The sequence below is a fragment of the Flavobacterium lacustre genome (assembly GCF_027474525.2).
In the GTDB taxonomy this organism is placed as follows: domain Bacteria; phylum Bacteroidota; class Bacteroidia; order Flavobacteriales; family Flavobacteriaceae; genus Flavobacterium; species Flavobacterium lacustre.
In genome coordinates this window covers 2,871,929-2,887,422 of sequence record NZ_CP114882.2, presented here as the reverse complement: position 1 = coordinate 2,887,422, position 15,494 = coordinate 2,871,929, and the positions used below count along the sequence as shown (strand labels likewise).

At 34.6% G+C, this 15,494-nt stretch carries 12 protein-coding genes; 7 read left to right on the top strand and 5 right to left on the bottom strand.

The window, feature by feature from the left end; genetic code table 11:
- Positions 1-194 precede the first annotated feature (194 nt).
- From O6P34_RS12520 to O6P34_RS12500, 5 genes are all read right to left on the bottom strand, one after another.
- Positions 195-716, bottom strand: a complete 522-nt coding sequence (locus tag O6P34_RS12520) for a hypothetical protein (protein WP_269684849.1) — start codon at positions 714-716, stop codon at positions 195-197.
- Positions 717-736: 20 nt separating this feature from the next.
- Entirely contained in the window at positions 737-1,222 is a 486-nt protein-coding gene (locus O6P34_RS12515) for a hypothetical protein (protein WP_269684848.1), read from the bottom strand.
- Positions 1,223-1,228: 6 nt separating this feature from the next.
- Positions 1,229-1,897, bottom strand: coding sequence for a peptidoglycan DD-metalloendopeptidase family protein (locus O6P34_RS12510; RefSeq protein WP_269684847.1), 669 nt, complete (start codon positions 1,895-1,897; stop codon positions 1,229-1,231).
- Between the two features lie 133 nt (positions 1,898-2,030).
- Complete coding sequence (locus O6P34_RS12505; protein ID WP_269684846.1) at positions 2,031-3,032, bottom strand: PorP/SprF family type IX secretion system membrane protein; 1,002 nt, start codon at positions 3,030-3,032, stop codon at positions 2,031-2,033.
- Positions 3,033-3,049: 17 nt separating this feature from the next.
- On the bottom strand, positions 3,050-7,441 hold the full coding sequence (locus tag O6P34_RS12500) for a PKD domain-containing protein (protein ID WP_269684845.1): 4,392 nt from the start codon (positions 7,439-7,441) through the stop codon (positions 3,050-3,052).
- Between the two features lie 388 nt (positions 7,442-7,829).
- On the opposite strand from O6P34_RS12500, the gene O6P34_RS12495 reads away from it, so the two are divergent.
- The 7 genes from O6P34_RS12495 to O6P34_RS12465 all read left to right on the top strand — a co-directional run bounded on the left by O6P34_RS12495 (position 7,830) and on the right by O6P34_RS12465 (position 15,461).
- Positions 7,830-8,684 (top strand): CvfB family protein, encoded by an 855-nt coding sequence (locus O6P34_RS12495; protein ID WP_269684844.1) that lies wholly within the window; start codon positions 7,830-7,832, stop codon positions 8,682-8,684.
- A gap of 730 nt (positions 8,685-9,414) precedes the next feature.
- The gene (locus O6P34_RS12490; RefSeq protein ID WP_269684843.1) at positions 9,415-10,245 is read left to right on the top strand and encodes a 1,4-dihydroxy-2-naphthoyl-CoA synthase; all 831 of its coding nucleotides are present in this window, start codon (positions 9,415-9,417) and stop codon (positions 10,243-10,245) included.
- An 88-nt stretch (positions 10,246-10,333) separates the two neighbouring features.
- Positions 10,334-10,855 carry a PH domain-containing protein gene (locus O6P34_RS12485; RefSeq protein ID WP_269684842.1) on the top strand — a complete coding sequence of 174 codons (522 nt, stop codon included), beginning with the start codon at positions 10,334-10,336 and terminating at the stop codon, positions 10,853-10,855.
- Positions 10,855-12,366: a PH domain-containing protein gene (locus O6P34_RS12480; RefSeq protein WP_269684841.1), complete on the top strand. Its 1,512-nt coding sequence runs from the start codon at positions 10,855-10,857 to the stop codon at positions 12,364-12,366. Before O6P34_RS12485 ends, O6P34_RS12480 begins: the two co-directional genes overlap by 1 nt.
- Positions 12,367-12,405: 39 nt before the next feature.
- Positions 12,406-13,356: a 1,4-dihydroxy-2-naphthoate octaprenyltransferase gene (gene menA / locus O6P34_RS12475; protein WP_269684840.1), complete on the top strand. Its 951-nt coding sequence runs from the start codon at positions 12,406-12,408 to the stop codon at positions 13,354-13,356.
- Positions 13,357-13,423: 67 nt separating this feature from the next.
- A complete protein-coding gene (locus tag O6P34_RS12470) occupies positions 13,424-14,101 on the top strand; it encodes a metal-dependent hydrolase (RefSeq protein WP_269684839.1) in 678 nt (225 codons plus the stop codon).
- 151 nt (positions 14,102-14,252) lie between these two features.
- The gene (locus O6P34_RS12465) at positions 14,253-15,461 is read left to right on the top strand and encodes a tetratricopeptide repeat protein (RefSeq protein WP_269684838.1); all 1,209 of its coding nucleotides are present in this window, start codon (positions 14,253-14,255) and stop codon (positions 15,459-15,461) included.
- Positions 15,462-15,494 lie beyond the last annotated feature (33 nt).

The following is a 15,494-nucleotide window of genomic DNA, read 5'->3' as shown; positions in this document are numbered from 1 at the left end:
CCAGTTTTTAGGATAAGGTTTAAGTAGTACTTTATTAACCACTCATTTTAACAGGTGCTTTTCCTAACAAATATAAGGAAACTTAATATAATAACTAAAAACAATGCTTAATAATAACGATAATAAGAAAAAATCATTTTAATTAGTATTAAGCAGTATTTTTTTTTGTTTTATGAAATATGGAATTAAATGGATTATAAAGCCTTTATTTCGGTTGCTGTGTGATAACTTTTTGGAGAATTGTCGTAAGTGGCAAAATATTCTTTTTTATTTACTGCTGTAAAATTACCAATTTGGCTATTAAATTTAGTTGCAATTCCTTTGATTGTAAAACGAATGGATTGAATATCATTCTTTTTTAACAGACTCATTTCAATAGGAGTGAAGCTGTAATAGGACACTATTTTAGTATCGATTTTTTCTCTGTTTCCTTTATCAGAACAGATTATAAAAGTATTATTTGATAAATAAATATAGGCTGTACCTGAAATTGTATAAGTTGGATTTGTTGTTTCGACGGCTAATTTCAGCAAGCCGCCTTTTTCAGTTTTTGCAATTTGAACTTCGGTGATACCAGTCAGGGCATAATTTTCACAAATGAAATTCCAAGAAGAAGTTGCGGGATATTTTTTTGAGCTGTTATAGCTAATCATTTCCTGGCTAAATCCAGTAACAGAAAGCATCAATAAAGTAAAAAGGAAGCATTTTTTAGTCATGAACAGGATGCGTTTTGTTGTTATTTTAATTGAAAAGTATCAGCCCAATCCATTGATTTTATCGCAGAAACTTTGCCTTCTTCATTCATAAACAGGCGTAGTTCTTTATTGGCCACTTTTTTAGTATACAATGCTTTATATCGAAAAATAGTGCTGTTGTCTGCGTAGTTTTTATAGATTTCCACTAATTCAATATCTTTAAAAGTGCCATAATATTGACGGTATCGCGTACATATTTTTGTTAGTTTTTCGAGTGTTGTGTTTTTGATTACTGTAGGAGTGGCTTCACTTTCGTTAAAAGGCTTAAACTTGGATGTATTACAAGTAATCAAGACTCTTTTCCCTAATTCATAGGCTTTGTTTTTTTGTGCTTCGCTGACCTCAGAAAAGGGTAATTTTAGGATTTCTGCCTTTGCAGGAATTGCTTCTTCGGGAGTGATTACTGCTGTTTTAGATTTACAGCCTATCAATACAACTAAACTTAAAATAAGGAGGAATCGTTTCATAATTGTTTATGTTATTTTTAATAATAAATTTGGATCAGGGCAGTTATCCAAATAATAATTCCGTTTGTTTTTACTACAAACCCCGGGATAATCGCCAGTGTTTTCTGCAATGTCTTTTATGATTTGAAAATGCAAATGCGGTGCATAATCGCCATTGACAGTAGCATTTCCCAATGTTGCCATTGGTTCTCCTTTCGTGAAAACGGTACCAATAGTTAATTCAGCGATACTTTCTAACGATAAATGTCCATATAAAGTATAAAATTTTTGATTTTCTATGTGGTGTTCTAATAGAATAGTTGGCCCGTAATCGCCTAAATTATTGTTGTAATTAAAACTATGAACTTTTCCGTCAAGCGCTGCCAATACTGTAGTTCCTGCCTTAACCCATAAATCTAAACCAATATGAATGTTGCGTTCTTCAGTTTCTGCAGCATTAAAAACGGCACTTCTTTTATATAAATTACGCTCTTCATTATAACCGCCAAATGCTACTTTTGCATTGTTTTTGGCTAGTATACTTTTGATGTACTTTTCAAAATCGGCAGCATTCTCAATGGTACGTTTTGATAAATCGATATTTGAAACCGATAAATCCAAAGGCGTGTATTCCGTTAAGGAGATTGACGCATCGATTACTTTTACATTTTGAATGTTCCTAAAAAGCGTTTCCAAGGACTTTTAAATTTAGATATTAAAGTATAAATTTAAAATAAAAAAAGAACCTGAATAATTTATGAAGGGATTATAACTTTTAATTGTGAAAAGGAGAATTGAGATTTCAAAAAATCAGAAAGAAATTGTGTGTTTATCTTCCGGTATAATTAGGGCAACCAAAACATTTTTTGTCGAGGTTAAATTGATACGTCAATGAAAGTTCATAGATACCACCGGTTTTTCCAATTTTGGAAGTGTTTAAATCATAGGAAAGTCCAAATCGCAAATGATCATATTGCAATCCTGTGAAAAGATTTACAGAGGTAAGCAGTTGGCTATTATACCCATTTTTAGAAGGATTTGTAACTGCAGTTGCTCCAAAAAACATTTTTTCGAATAGGATTGAGGTTCCAATATCGAGACGGTTATAACGTCCTTGTTGCATATAATTTGAGGTAACAAACATTTTGGTCGCATACGGGAAGAATTGAACATCAATGTAGTCTGCCAAAAGAAATTCATAACCGGTACTTAAGGAGAAGAAAGTGGCTAAGGGAACATTTCCGTTTGAACTAAATGCAATATTTGGCTTATTAAGGTGTTTCATCGATAAACCAATCCACATATTTTCGGTATTGAAAACCATTCCGGCAGATATATCAAAAAAACTGACTTTATCATTTAGCAATATTGGGTCAATTGAACTGGTGTTGATGATTCCTGTTTTGATATTAATTTGATCTTCTAATAATAAATTTTGAAAGGCAAATGATTTTAGGCCAAAACCAGCTTCAATAGCAGGTCTGAAAGTCCAGTCATCACTGATTCGGACTCTGTAAGCATAATTAGCATTGACTTGAGAAAAATTATAATTGGTTACATTTTCTCTTTGATTTAAAACACTTACACCAAAACCGCTATTCATACTTTCGTTCCAAGTATTGACAAAAGCATAATCGGTGTCAATTTTTAAATCTAAATCAGGCCATTGTTCGCGGTGAATAATTCCGGTGTATGTAGTTTCCATAAAACCGGAAAAGCCAGGATTTAGGGTTTCGGGAATTAAAAAATATTGGGTAAAAACGGGATCTTGTGCGCTTAGTTTTGAGTAAAAGCAGCAAGTAATAAGTATAATAAATAGTTTAAATTTCATTAGTTTGACTGTTGCTTTTATTGAATTAATGTGAATGCTCCTTTTTCGGTTATAGTATGATTGTAAAAGGTTTTTGCGCTGATTTTAAAATAATAGTTTCCATTTTCGGCGTCTAAATCTTTTACTTTTCCATTCCAACCTTTAATGTTTTCTCCACTTTCAGAATATATGATACTTCCCCAGCTATCAAAAACGTCTAACGTTATATTAATTAAACCAAGAAATACGGGTGCAAATGAATCATTGAAACTATCATTATTTGGTGTAAATGCATTTGGCATGATTAGACTGTATCCTTTTTCGACAAGGAGTGTAGTTGTATAAATGTATTGGCAACCAAAAGGATAATTTACGGTTTGTTTAATGGTATACGTGCCTTCTCTGGTATAAATATGTTTTGGATTTTCTTCATCTGAAAAATTACCATCCCCAAAATCCCAAGCGATATTGGTAAAATCTCCTGTGGCTAAATTGGTAAATAAAATCGGATCATAAATCGAATATAAATCATAAACATCTTTTCCGTGGGAACTTGTCGTGAAGTTAGCTTTGCCTAAAACAGGTGTATTCACATTAAACGTGTAATCAGCTGGACATCCAAAGCTGTCTGTAACGCTAAATATAATCAGACCGTTATTTTCGGTATTCATAATTTCATAATTTGTGCCGGTAACAACACCATCAGACCAACTTAATTGATAAGGAGGAATTCCGCCTTTGACATGGCCAATAAAAGTCTGATGCACATATTTAGTATCGCAATTAAAATCGGTTATCACTTCAACTGTTGGAGTCAGTTGTTCAAATCGAGTAATTTTCCAGGTTTCTAATTTTTTACAACCATTCGCATCGGTTACGGTTACGGTATAATTTTCGGGTGGAAGGTTGTTTAAGTCTTCGGTTGAAGCGCCGTTAGACCAAGAGTATATAAAAGGAGGAGTACCACCGGTCACTACTAAATTGATTGCGCCGGTATTGGCATTAAAACAATCTAATGGGTTTGAAACGGTTGCTTTTAATTCTAATAGTAAAGGCTCAATTATGATGAAGCTTTCTTTTATAATACATGATTTCGAATCTGTAATGGTTACGCTGTATTTTCCCGGACCTAAATTATTTCTTTCTACTCCTGCAGTTGCGTCATCATCCCAAACTAAAGTTACAGGTGTTTTACCTCCAATGAGATTTAATCGGATATGAGCATCTTTTTCGCCAAAACAAGAGATTTGTTTTACATCTGGATTAATTGTAAAAACAGGTGCATTATCTATGATTATGGTAAATTGTTTGACACAATCTAAAGCATCGGTGATGGTGATTATATAAGTTCCTGCGGTTAAATTATTTTGCACCAGACCTGTTCCTAAATTACTCCATTTTATAAGATAAGGATCTCCGGTTGTAAATGGAATTCCACCTGTAATATTATTAATCGTAATAGAGGCATTTGCATAGTCGTAACAAGCTATTTCGGTTTTAGTATAGGCTAATTTTATTTCATCATTTTGAAGTAAAATCACTTGCAATTGATCCGTACAACCCGAATTATCCGTTACAGTTAAGTTATAGGTACCTGCGGCTACATTTTTTAAATTTTTATTTGAACTTTGAAAACCGTTTGGTCCTGACCAGCTGTAATTGTAATTAAAAACACCTGGTGATGATTGAGTAGCTCTTCCTCCGGTTACATTTATGTTGATTTCACCTGTATGATCTCCGTAACAAAGAATATCAACTTGATTGACCAGATTGATTTCTAATAAAGGCGGTTCAATAATAGTATAACTGCCTTTAAGGATGTTACAGTTATTAGCTTCTGTAATGACAACATCGTAAACTCCGGGTGCTAAATTAGTAATGTCTTCGGTGGTGGCATAAGGATTTCCGTTTTTTGTCCAAACATAAGTGTAGGATTGCGTTCCTCCGGTTGTAGTTAGCGTAACCTTTCCGTCATTTAACCCAAAACAGCTGATATCATTTTTATTTCCTGAAAACTGGAATAGCCCCGGTTCACCGACATAATAGTTTTTTGTAAAAGGACAATTCCCGTTATCGTTGATATTTAAATTATAATATCCGGGTTTTAAATTAGTAATATCTTCATTACTACTAGTGAATCCATTAGGGCCAGTCCATAAAATAGTATTTGGCTTACCTGTCGTGAAAGGAGTTCCGCCAGTCACAGTTATACTGATAGCTGCATCATTTGACCCAAAACAGGTACTGCTTTTTATAGTTTCAGCTACATTTATCAATGGTTCAACGATTACCGTAATGGTAAAGTTAGGTCCAGGACATACTTTAGATATGGGCGATATAGTATATGTTACTGTTGCCGGACTGTTTGTATTGTTTTTTAATGTTTGAGTAATGGTTGTTACCGGGGACGACTGTGCCGTTGCACCACTCACCGAGCCAGAAGGTGAAATTGTAGGATTTGACCAAACATAAGTAGTTCCTGCAGGCACATTATCGGTTGTATTGGTGACTGGTGTAATTTGAAAGGTTTCGCCACTGCAAATTTTTAATAATTTTGGTTTTATTATTGGTGAAAGTACTAAATTAACAGAGAAGTTTGCTGTTTTTGTAGTCGTGCCACAACTATTAGTCACGCTAAAAGTAGCTTGATAATTCCCACTCACAGAATAGTTTATTGATCCGGGATTAAGCGTTGTAGCTGTTGCGGGTGTTCCTCCCGGAAAGCTCCAAAGGTAGGTGAGTTCAGCACTTGGTGAACAACTTTCTACGACTGTTCCAACTGGTTTGATTGTTGCCGAATTACAATAATCCGAAATGGGGCTTAATGTGGTAATCGGTGGTTTTTTTACTTGTATCGCTTGTGTAATGGATTGGTCTATTCCACAAGAATTCCTAGAGGTTAATCGAACAGTATATGTTCCTGCAGTTATAAAATTAAAAACAGGATTTTTAGAAAATGGGCCTGTGCCATTTGCAAAATTCCATTGCGCTGTTCCTTTTCCGCAAAAACCTTCAATGTAATTGATTACTTCCCAATAATAACTTTCGGCTCCACAACTCAAACTGGTATCGGTAGTATTTGTCATTTGTACATTACTGGAAGCACAAGCATTTCCGTAGGTAAATTTGGGTTGTAAAATGGGTTCAACACAAATCCATTTGCTAACAGAAGTTCCTTTTCCGCAGGGTGTTTCGGCGGATAAAGTTATTTTGTATTTGCCGGGTAAGGCATAGAGATGACTAGGATTAACCTCTCTGGAAGGTGCGCTTCCGTCCCCGAAATCCCAAGTATACACATTATAGGTGCTACAATCATTTGTATATCCGGCAACGGTTGTATTGTTAAAGTACGTGTACGTATTTGCGCATACAATACTGTTTACGTTAAAATCTACTGTAGGCACATCTAAGATAATAATGGGGCCGGCTGTGAGGTAAGTACTTCCGCAGGAGGTGGTTATTGTAAGTCTAACGGTGTTTCCTGACGGACAATTAAATCGTGTAAAAGTATGTGGTATTGGGAAGTTCAAAGAAGCTGGCGGATTTACAGCATTATAATAAGAAGAACTTTCCAGTTGTGCTTGAGTGTAATTTATAAAAGTACCGTCACCATAATCAACTTGGTATTTTGTGTCCGAAGGATTGAGTGCCCATGAGCCTATGGCAAAATCCATCGGGGCAACCGGGGTACAAAAATTAGTGGTATTCCCGGGAGCAATCAGCGCTCCAATTGGATTGTTGGAGTTCTTAATTACATAGGTAATCGAGTTATTGCAACCATTATTTCGGATTCCTGTTACGACCATATTGAACGACCCTAACTTCATGTAGGTGTGTGTTCTGGGAAAATTAACGTTAGTTTCTATAGCGCCATCGCCCCAATCTACAGTGTAGGAAGTGATGCAGGAAGCAGAACTGGAACTGTTTCCAACATTAATGGTATATTGAAGATCTGAATTGTTGTCTCCACATTTTTCAAAAGGTGCGCTGGATCCAGAAGGCGCATTTAAATTCACAAACTTTAAATCTGGTTTTTGTTGTACAGAAATAACTTTTGTTACCGATTTGCTTACGTTATTAGCATCGGTTACGGTTAGTTTTACATTGAAATTTTGAAATCCACAACCCAGTGCGGTAAAAGTATGTGTTGGGTTGCTGCTATTAGACGTATTTCCGTCTCCAAAATCCCATTGATACGTAAAAGGAGCATCTCCGGTTACAGTGGGTGTAAAAGTTACGGGTGTGCCGGAGCAAGTACCGTCATTATTAAAATTAAAATCGATGCTTAGCAGTACAACTTGGTCTTTGTGATATCCGTTTAGAGGGTGTATTTCTTTGTGGGGATTTATTTTGATGGTGTTACCATAAGTACAAATTGAAGTAAAAAGTATTAAAAAAAAAGTATGGGTAAGAAAACTAAAATTCCTCATAATAAGATAACTCATTTAGAAGGTAAATGTATGTGTTTTTTTAAAATAAATAGAAAAAGATTACAAATAATAAAACGTTTTTTGAATTACCACTACTGTAGTAAAGCTGATTTTGTGAGTTCTGAAAAAGAAAATGTTCTCGTTTAGCCCTGATGGCAGCAAGTATCCTTTTTTGTAAACGCTTAATAGGTTTTGGATGTTTTGAACTCTGAAAGCAGTGCGTTTATAAAAAAGATACTGCGTACAGCAGGACGATTGGTGATGAAATAATAAATGGGTCTGCTCCCAGAACAAAAAAACGCCGATTTCTGGGCTTGTTTTTTGTAGGCGGTTTACTGATTTACTATTTCCAATCTTCGTACATTTGCACTTTACAAATGGAAATAAAATGATTGAAATAGGAAAATACAATACGTTAACGATATTAAGGGATACTAAAGTGGGTCTGTTTTTGGGCAATCCCGAAAAAGATCCGGAAGGAATACATGACATTTTGCTGCCTAATAAATACGTGCCGAACGAGTTTGAGATAGGTGAGGAGCTTATTGTTTTTGTGTATTTAGACCATGAGGAACGTCCTGTTGCTACTACCTTAGAACCTTATATTTTGTTGAATGAGTTTGCACTTTTGCGTGTAAATTATATCAATCAGATTGGTGCTTTTATGGATTGGGGAATGGAGAAAGATATTTTGGTGCCTTTTAAAGAGCAAGCGCGTCCGATGGAAAAAGGAAAACGCTACTTGGTGTATCTTTATATGGACGAAAAAACAAATCGTTTGGTTGCATCAAGCAAAACGAATCAGTTTTTGAATAATGATGCGTTAATGATTGAAAAAGGGGAAGAGGTTGATTTGATTGTTTCGCACATTACCGAAATAGGTATTAATGTTATCATTAATGAGCGTCACAAAGGGTTGTTGTACAAAGATGAAGTGTACGACGATGCGATTCGTACCGGAGATAGAATGCGCGGGTATATCAAGAACATTCGACCTGATAATAAGATAGATGTTGCCTTGCAAATACAAGGATACCAAAGTATTGAACCGAATGCCGAAAAAATTATGGACGAATTAAGAGCCAGTCGCGGTTTTTTGCGTCTTACTGATAATTCGCATCCGGAGGATATAAAAACGGTGTTGAAGATGAGCAAGAAAACTTTCAAGAAAGCGATTGGTGCTTTGTATCGTGAAAAATTGATTGAGATAAAGGATGATGGAATATATCTTGTTAAGGAATAAAAAAAAGAAAGACTAATCATAACGATTAGTCTTTCTCTTTTTACTGCTGTTTCAGCAATGCTAAAAAAACAATAAAATCAAATCAAAGTTATTTATTCGCTTTTATAGCTAATAGTATGCTCTATACTATTTTAATGTATTGACTTAAGCGCAAATTACTTTAATAAACGGTTTGTCATTAAATGTCCAAACATTTACTTGTAGCTACGAATCAATTTCACATTAAAGCCTTAGGTTTTTGTGTATCTTTTGAAAAAATCATTTCTCTAAAATAATTATTTTGTGCGCAACTTTGGAGTTGAGCGAGAAAATGAATTTTATTTTTTAACCGTAGGTGGTGTTACTTTATTTTTTTTGCTATTGGGGCAAATGATTTTAACATTATCTCGTTTGTCGAGGTATTTGAAATATTTTTATAAGTTATTATTACCGTAGAAAAAGGAGCGACAAAATTTTTAAATAGAATCAAAAATGTTTTTTTTAAGGTTAATAAATCAGTGAAAAATCTCCAATGTAAATCAAATTGAATTTAGGTCATATTCTATTGATTAACATGATTAAAGATAATAATTAATTCAATTGTCTCTGATTAATTTCCTGATTTTTTTTGTTTTTTTAACATATTTTAGGCTTTAATAAGAGGAGTATTACCTTAAGCTTCTCTTAAATAGAATAGATAAAATGTAAAAAATGATTTATTTTTACGCTAAATAATTTAAAATCGATTATAATGGATTGGATAACTGTCAAAGAATTTGAGGATATAACGTATAAAAAATGCAATGGTGTAGCCAGAATCGCATTCAACAGACCTGATGTGCGTAATGCTTTTCGTCCAAAAACTACTTCTGAATTGTATCAGGCATTTTACGATGCGCAGGAAGATACGTCTATAGGTGTAGTTTTACTTTCGGCAGAAGGTCCTTCCTCTAAAGATGGAGTGTATTCCTTTTGCAGTGGTGGCGATCAAAACGCCCGCGGACATCAAGGATATGTTGGGGACGACGGACAACACCGTTTGAATATATTAGAGGTACAACGACTTATTCGATTTATGCCAAAAGTTGTTATTGCTGTAGTTCCTGGTTGGGCTGTAGGTGGCGGACACAGTTTGCATGTGGTTTGCGATTTGACATTGGCCAGTAAGGAACACGCTATTTTTAAACAAACAGATGCTGATGTGACCAGTTTTGATGGCGGTTATGGTTCGGCGTATTTAGCTAAAATGGTAGGACAGAAAAAAGCCCGTGAAATTTTCTTTTTAGGGCGTAATTATTCTGCTCAAGATGCTATGGATATGGGAATGGTAAATGCAGTTATTCCGCATGCAGAATTAGAAGATACGGCTTATGAATGGGCACAAGAAATTTTGGCAAAATCACCAACTTCTATTAAGATGTTGAAATTCGCCATGAATCTTACCGATGACGGAATGGTAGGACAGCAGGTTTTTGCCGGAGAAGCAACTCGCTTAGCATACATGACCGAAGAAGCCAAAGAAGGTAGAAATGCTTTTTTAGAGAAAAGAAAACCGAATTTTGAGAAAAAATGGTTGCCATAATTTAATTTCAAAGAACAGTTCTTGTGTTTATGTTCTAAAGAATTGAATCAAATCGAATGTATTTTATGGTTAAAACTAAAATTTATAAATGGAGAATTTTACGAATGAAACTATAGACACAACACAGCTTCCTAAATTCGAAGAAGTGCTGTTTTCAAAATTAGATTCAAAATATTTTAAGGTAGTTATAATCAATTTGGTATTGATTATCGGACTTCTTATTCTGGCTCCGATACTTTTTTCGGTTTTGAAACCAGAAGTGTTTTCAGGGAGGATTTGGTTTATTTTAGGAGTAGTGGAGCCAATACTTTTTGCTTTGATAATTGGGTTTTCTATCCTTGGATTCAGGAAAAAAGAATTTGCTTTTAGAGAACACGATGTGCTTTTCAGGCACGGAGTTATTGCTTTGAATACAACTATAATTCCTTATAACAGAATACAACATGTCGCTTTACATGAAGGAATGGTTTCTCGTTATTTTGGCTTGGCAAAAATTCAAATCTTTACGGCAGGAGGAAGCTCCAGCGACATGGAGATTCCCGGAATTGAAAAAGAGCAAGCCGAAAACATCAAACAATTAGTAATGGGGAAAATTCAAAAACAACTCTAATGAAAGCCGATTTTAGTCAGCCTCAACGGCAATCCATAGTTGGGATTTGGGTTATGTTTTTTTATGCGCTTCAGCAATATGCAAGAGCGTTTTGGCCCATCTTGGTAATTTGGATTTTCAAGTTTGACGAGGTTAATAAATGGTATTTATTTCTGGGCGTTTTCGGACTGTTTGGATTAATTGGTGTTGTCTCGTATTTGAAATACTTAAATTTCACTTTCTTTTTGGATGCCGAAAACGAGGAATTTGTCATTACCGAAGGTGTTTTTAACAAAACCAAAACGGCTATTCAGCTTAATAAAATTCAACAAGTAAACATCAATCAGTCTTTTATTCAAAAAATAATAGGCGTTTATGAATTAGCTGTTGATACCGCCGGAACGAATAAAAAGGAAGGTTCTATAAAAGCAATTTCTCACGAATTGGCTTTAGCATTAAAATCTCGTTTATTAGACAATGAGGTAAAAGCAATTTTTCCTATCGATGCTATCCAGGATATAATACCTGAGGAAAAAATTACTATTGAAGAACATCCTTTTATAAAAATAAGTTTTCTGAGTTTGTTGAAAGTGGGAATAACTTCAAATTATGAAAAAAGTATTGCTTTACTGCTGGTGTTTTTTACTACAATTTATGAAAATCTGAATCATTTTGGTGATAATAAGGTTATCGATAATGAAAAAGTAGGGGCATATATTGATGCTAATCTGGTATTGCAAACGGTTTTAATTTCAATCGTATTTTTGTTTGGAATTGTTTTGATTGTTAATGTGGTCCGAATTGTGTTTCGCTATTTCGATTATAAAATTACAAGACAAAAAGGATCATTACTACTTTCGTTTGGCTTGTTGAATACCAAAAGCACAATCATTAAACCCGAAAAGGTCCAAATTACTACAGTTACGAGTAATTATTTTCAGAAGAAAATGAATATTCTAGAAATAAAAATCAAACAAGCTACCAGCGGCGAAGAAGAAGAACGTAAATCCGCTATTGAAATTCCGGGTTGCAACGTCGCAGAACAGCATGCGATATTGAAGTTGTTGTTTCATAAAATTCCCGAAAAAGGAGTGCAATTACAATCCAATTTTCGCAAACTTATTTTTTCGATTTTTATCACAATAGGATTACCTTTGTTTGTGTTTTATTTGGTAAGGAGTTTTATCATTGCTCATTTTCCCTCTGTTGATTATTGGGTTCCGGCTTATGTTGGTTTTGTTGGTTTGATTCAGTTTTTTAAATTTAAAAACAATAGGCTTTTCATAACGAATGATTTTATAATCAAGCAAAGTGGTGCTTGGGACATCAGTAATGAAATTATAGAACCATGCAAGATTCAAGCAATTACCACCACGCAATTGTTTTGGCATAAAAGCCTAAATATTGGTTCGGTAATTTTGCATACCGCCGGAGGTAATGTTGCTTTTCAGTTGGGTGATTTTACAAAAATAAAACAACACGTAAACCTTTGGTTATACGAAATAGAAACGTCAGACAGCAACTGGATGTGATGCTGTTTAAAACGAATAAACAATTTAATAAAAAAGAAAATGAAACATTGGATTGAAGCCGCACGATTAAGAACATTGCCCTTATCCGTTTCCGGAATTATAGTGGGAAGTATGTATGCATTGGCACACCCAACAGATAATGTGCTCACACCAACTGAAGTTTTCAATTGGAGACTTTTTGGGTTTGCTATATTAACGACACTTGGTTTGCAAATTCTGTCCAATTTTGCCAATGATTATGGTGACGGAATTAAAGGAACCGATAACCAAGACAGAGTTGGTCCAAAACGTGCTATTCAGAGTGGTGTTATTTCACCGGAATCTATGAAGCGCGCTATAATTCTCACATCGGTGCTAACGCTGATTTCGGCGATTATATTAATTTATTATGCCTTTAGAGATACGAATTTGGGGTATTCTTTATTTTATTTGGTATTGGGAATTTTGGCTATCGCCTCTGCAATTCGATACACTGTTGGAAATTCAGCATATGGATATCGCGGTTTTGGCGATGTATTTGTATTCGTATTTTTTGGTTTAGTAAGCACTTTAGGAGTCAATTTTTTATATTCTAAACAACTGGATTTAGTGTTAATTTTACCGGCGACCGCCATCGGATTTTTGAGTGTTGCCGTTTTAAACCTGAACAATATGCGAGATGAAGCATCCGATAGAAAGTCGGGAAAAAATACGCTTGTAGTAAAAATGGGAGCGGCAAATGCTAAAATATATCATTACTTTCTGATTGTTGCAGCAATGGTTTTGATTCTGGTTTTTGCTCTTCTAAGTGATTTTCATTTTGATCAGTACTTGTTTTTAGTTGCTTATATTCCTTTAACTAAACATTTGGTAAACGTTTATAAGAACCAAGACCCTAGAGCATTAGATCCAGAATTAAAAAAAGTAGCTTTAAGTACTTTTGCGCTTTCTGTGCTATTGGCTTTGTGTATGATTTTCTTTTTTTCGGATTTGATTGTTAATCGATATTAGTACAATTCAATCCAAAAAAATAATTGAAGATTCAAAATTAATTTGTTCCATTTTTTAAATAAAAACAATGAAAATAACATTTTACGGTCACGCCTCTTTGGGTATCGAAGTAAGTGGAAAGCACATTTTGGTTGATCCTTATATTTCGGCAAATCCACAAGCCAATCACATTGGAATTAATGCGTTGAAAGCTGATTTTATTCTCCTGACACACGCACACGGCGATCATATTTTAGATGTTGAAGCCATTGCCAAAAGAACCAATGCAGTAATCGTTTCAAATGCTGAGATTGCCGGTTATTATGCCAAAAAAGGTTTTCAAACCCATCCAATGAATCACGGTGGAAGTTGGAATTTTGACTTTGGAAAAGTAAAATACGTCAGCGCCATTCATTCCAGTTCTTTTCCCGATGGAAATTATGGAGGAAATCCTGGTGGTTTTGTCATCGAAGGCGAGCACAAAAACATCTATATTGCTGGAGATACAGCGCTTACGATGGACATGAAACTCATCCCGATGCGCACCAAATTAGATTTAGCAATTTTCCCAATCGGTGATAATTTCACCATGGATATCGATGACGCCATTATCGCTTCGGACTTTGTGGAATGCGATAAAATTCTCGGAATTCATTACGATACCTTTGGTTACATCAAAATCAATCACGAGGAAGCCATCAAGAAATTTTTCGACAAAGGGAAAGATTTAATGCTGCTCGAAATCGGAGATTCCATAGAATTATAAATTTTATCGTCTAAAATTAGGAGCTTAATCCAGCTATTCGTTACAATCTTTATTGCCGAACGCCGGCAATAAAGGATTTTCACTACTATCTGGGCTAGGCTATAAATACCCAATTACCTTTTTGGTTCATTTTAATAAACGTTTTTCAATCATGCCACAAAAGCATTTCGTTATTCTATTTTTATTGTTGTTGACTTCAACCATTGTTTTCTCACAAAAAGACGGGTATTGGGACAAAGAACGCGCCACTACCAAAGAGATTGTTGTTTCAGCCAGAGACCGAATCGTTATAAAATCAGATGATTTGCCTACAGGAACCACTGAAATTGTATACAGAATCACACTTTTAGACGAAAATCAGCAAATGGCCGGCAGTTTAGTTTCGGTTTTAAAAGCCATTCCAGATCCAACAGGAATTAGTCAAGGTTCTGCTGGAGCCGTTTTTATTCTGTCAAAAATTTCGGGAGATGATACTTGTAAATATGCTATTTTTTCAAACGGAACACTGGCTTCGGATTATAAGAAAACAGGAAAGACCAATGAAGCTTGTTTAGTTCAAGATACGCCGGTCAGTAAAGATGCCAAACGTCTTTCTGTAGATAAATCAACTTGTTTAAAAGTAAATTCAAACGCTATTTGGTTTGGTTTTGAAAGCAAGAATTGGATTATGAAGCAGAAAATCATTTTAGAAATTGTTCCTTGGGTCGATAATAAACTCAGTAAAGGCTGGACTGTTGAAAACAGAAAATCCATAATTGAACAATGTAAGACTTCAAATTTGGCACAAAAAATGACCAATTCAGATGATTTTTGCGTTTGTATTCTTGATAAAATTCAAAACAAATACACATTTCAGGAGTTTCAAAAATTATTGGCTATAGAACGTTCTAAAGCTTTCAAGGATTTTGGTAATAGTTGTTTTGGCGAAACAGGACTTTCTAACGCCACTTATTCGGATTTGCGCAAACAAGCCTCGGTTTTGGCTAAACAAGGAAAGCATGGTGAAGCAATTACTAAATGGGCGATAATTATTAATGACGGCAAAGCAAATGCTTTAGATTATAACGCCATTGGAACTAGTTATTTGTTGACAAAACAATACGGAAAAGCTGTTAAATTCCTTCAAGAAGGCGAAAAATTGGATGATTCAGAATTATTGATACAACTAAATTTAGCGCATGCTTATTTATTGAATGATAATTTCAAATCAGCTAAGGCCATTTATAAAGAATACCAATCTCAAAATGTTACTGACAGCTTGAGTTGGACTCAAAAAATAAATATAGATTTCGAAACCTTTAAGCAAGCTGGTATACAAAATGAAAATTTTGAAAGAGTTTTAAAAATGATAACAAAATAGTTGCCTTTTTAAAACAGATTGAATTGTTTGCCC

Bases quoted from the DNA above. Each gene is read 5' to 3' on its own strand.
- O6P34_RS12520 (WP_269684849.1), bottom strand. From the start codon at position 716: ATGACTAAAAAATGCTTCCTTTTTACTTTATTGATGCTTTCTGTTACT.
- O6P34_RS12515 (WP_269684848.1), bottom strand. From the start codon at position 1,222: ATGAAACGATTCCTCCTTATTTTAAGTTTAGTTGTATTGATAGGCTGT.
- O6P34_RS12505 (WP_269684846.1), bottom strand. From the start codon at position 3,032: ATGAAATTTAAACTATTTATTATACTTATTACTTGCTGCTTTTACTCA.
- O6P34_RS12500 (WP_269684845.1), bottom strand. From the start codon at position 7,441: ATGAGGAATTTTAGTTTTCTTACCCATACTTTTTTTTTAATACTTTTT.
- O6P34_RS12495 (WP_269684844.1), top strand. From the start codon at position 7,830: ATGATTGAAATAGGAAAATACAATACGTTAACGATATTAAGGGATACT.
- O6P34_RS12490 (WP_269684843.1), top strand. From the start codon at position 9,415: ATGGATTGGATAACTGTCAAAGAATTTGAGGATATAACGTATAAAAAA.
- O6P34_RS12485 (WP_269684842.1), top strand. From the start codon at position 10,334: ATGGAGAATTTTACGAATGAAACTATAGACACAACACAGCTTCCTAAA.
- O6P34_RS12480 (WP_269684841.1), top strand. From the start codon at position 10,855: ATGAAAGCCGATTTTAGTCAGCCTCAACGGCAATCCATAGTTGGGATT.
- menA (WP_269684840.1), top strand. From the start codon at position 12,406: ATGAAACATTGGATTGAAGCCGCACGATTAAGAACATTGCCCTTATCC.
- O6P34_RS12470 (WP_269684839.1), top strand. From the start codon at position 13,424: ATGAAAATAACATTTTACGGTCACGCCTCTTTGGGTATCGAAGTAAGT.
- O6P34_RS12465 (WP_269684838.1), top strand. From the start codon at position 14,253: ATGCCACAAAAGCATTTCGTTATTCTATTTTTATTGTTGTTGACTTCA.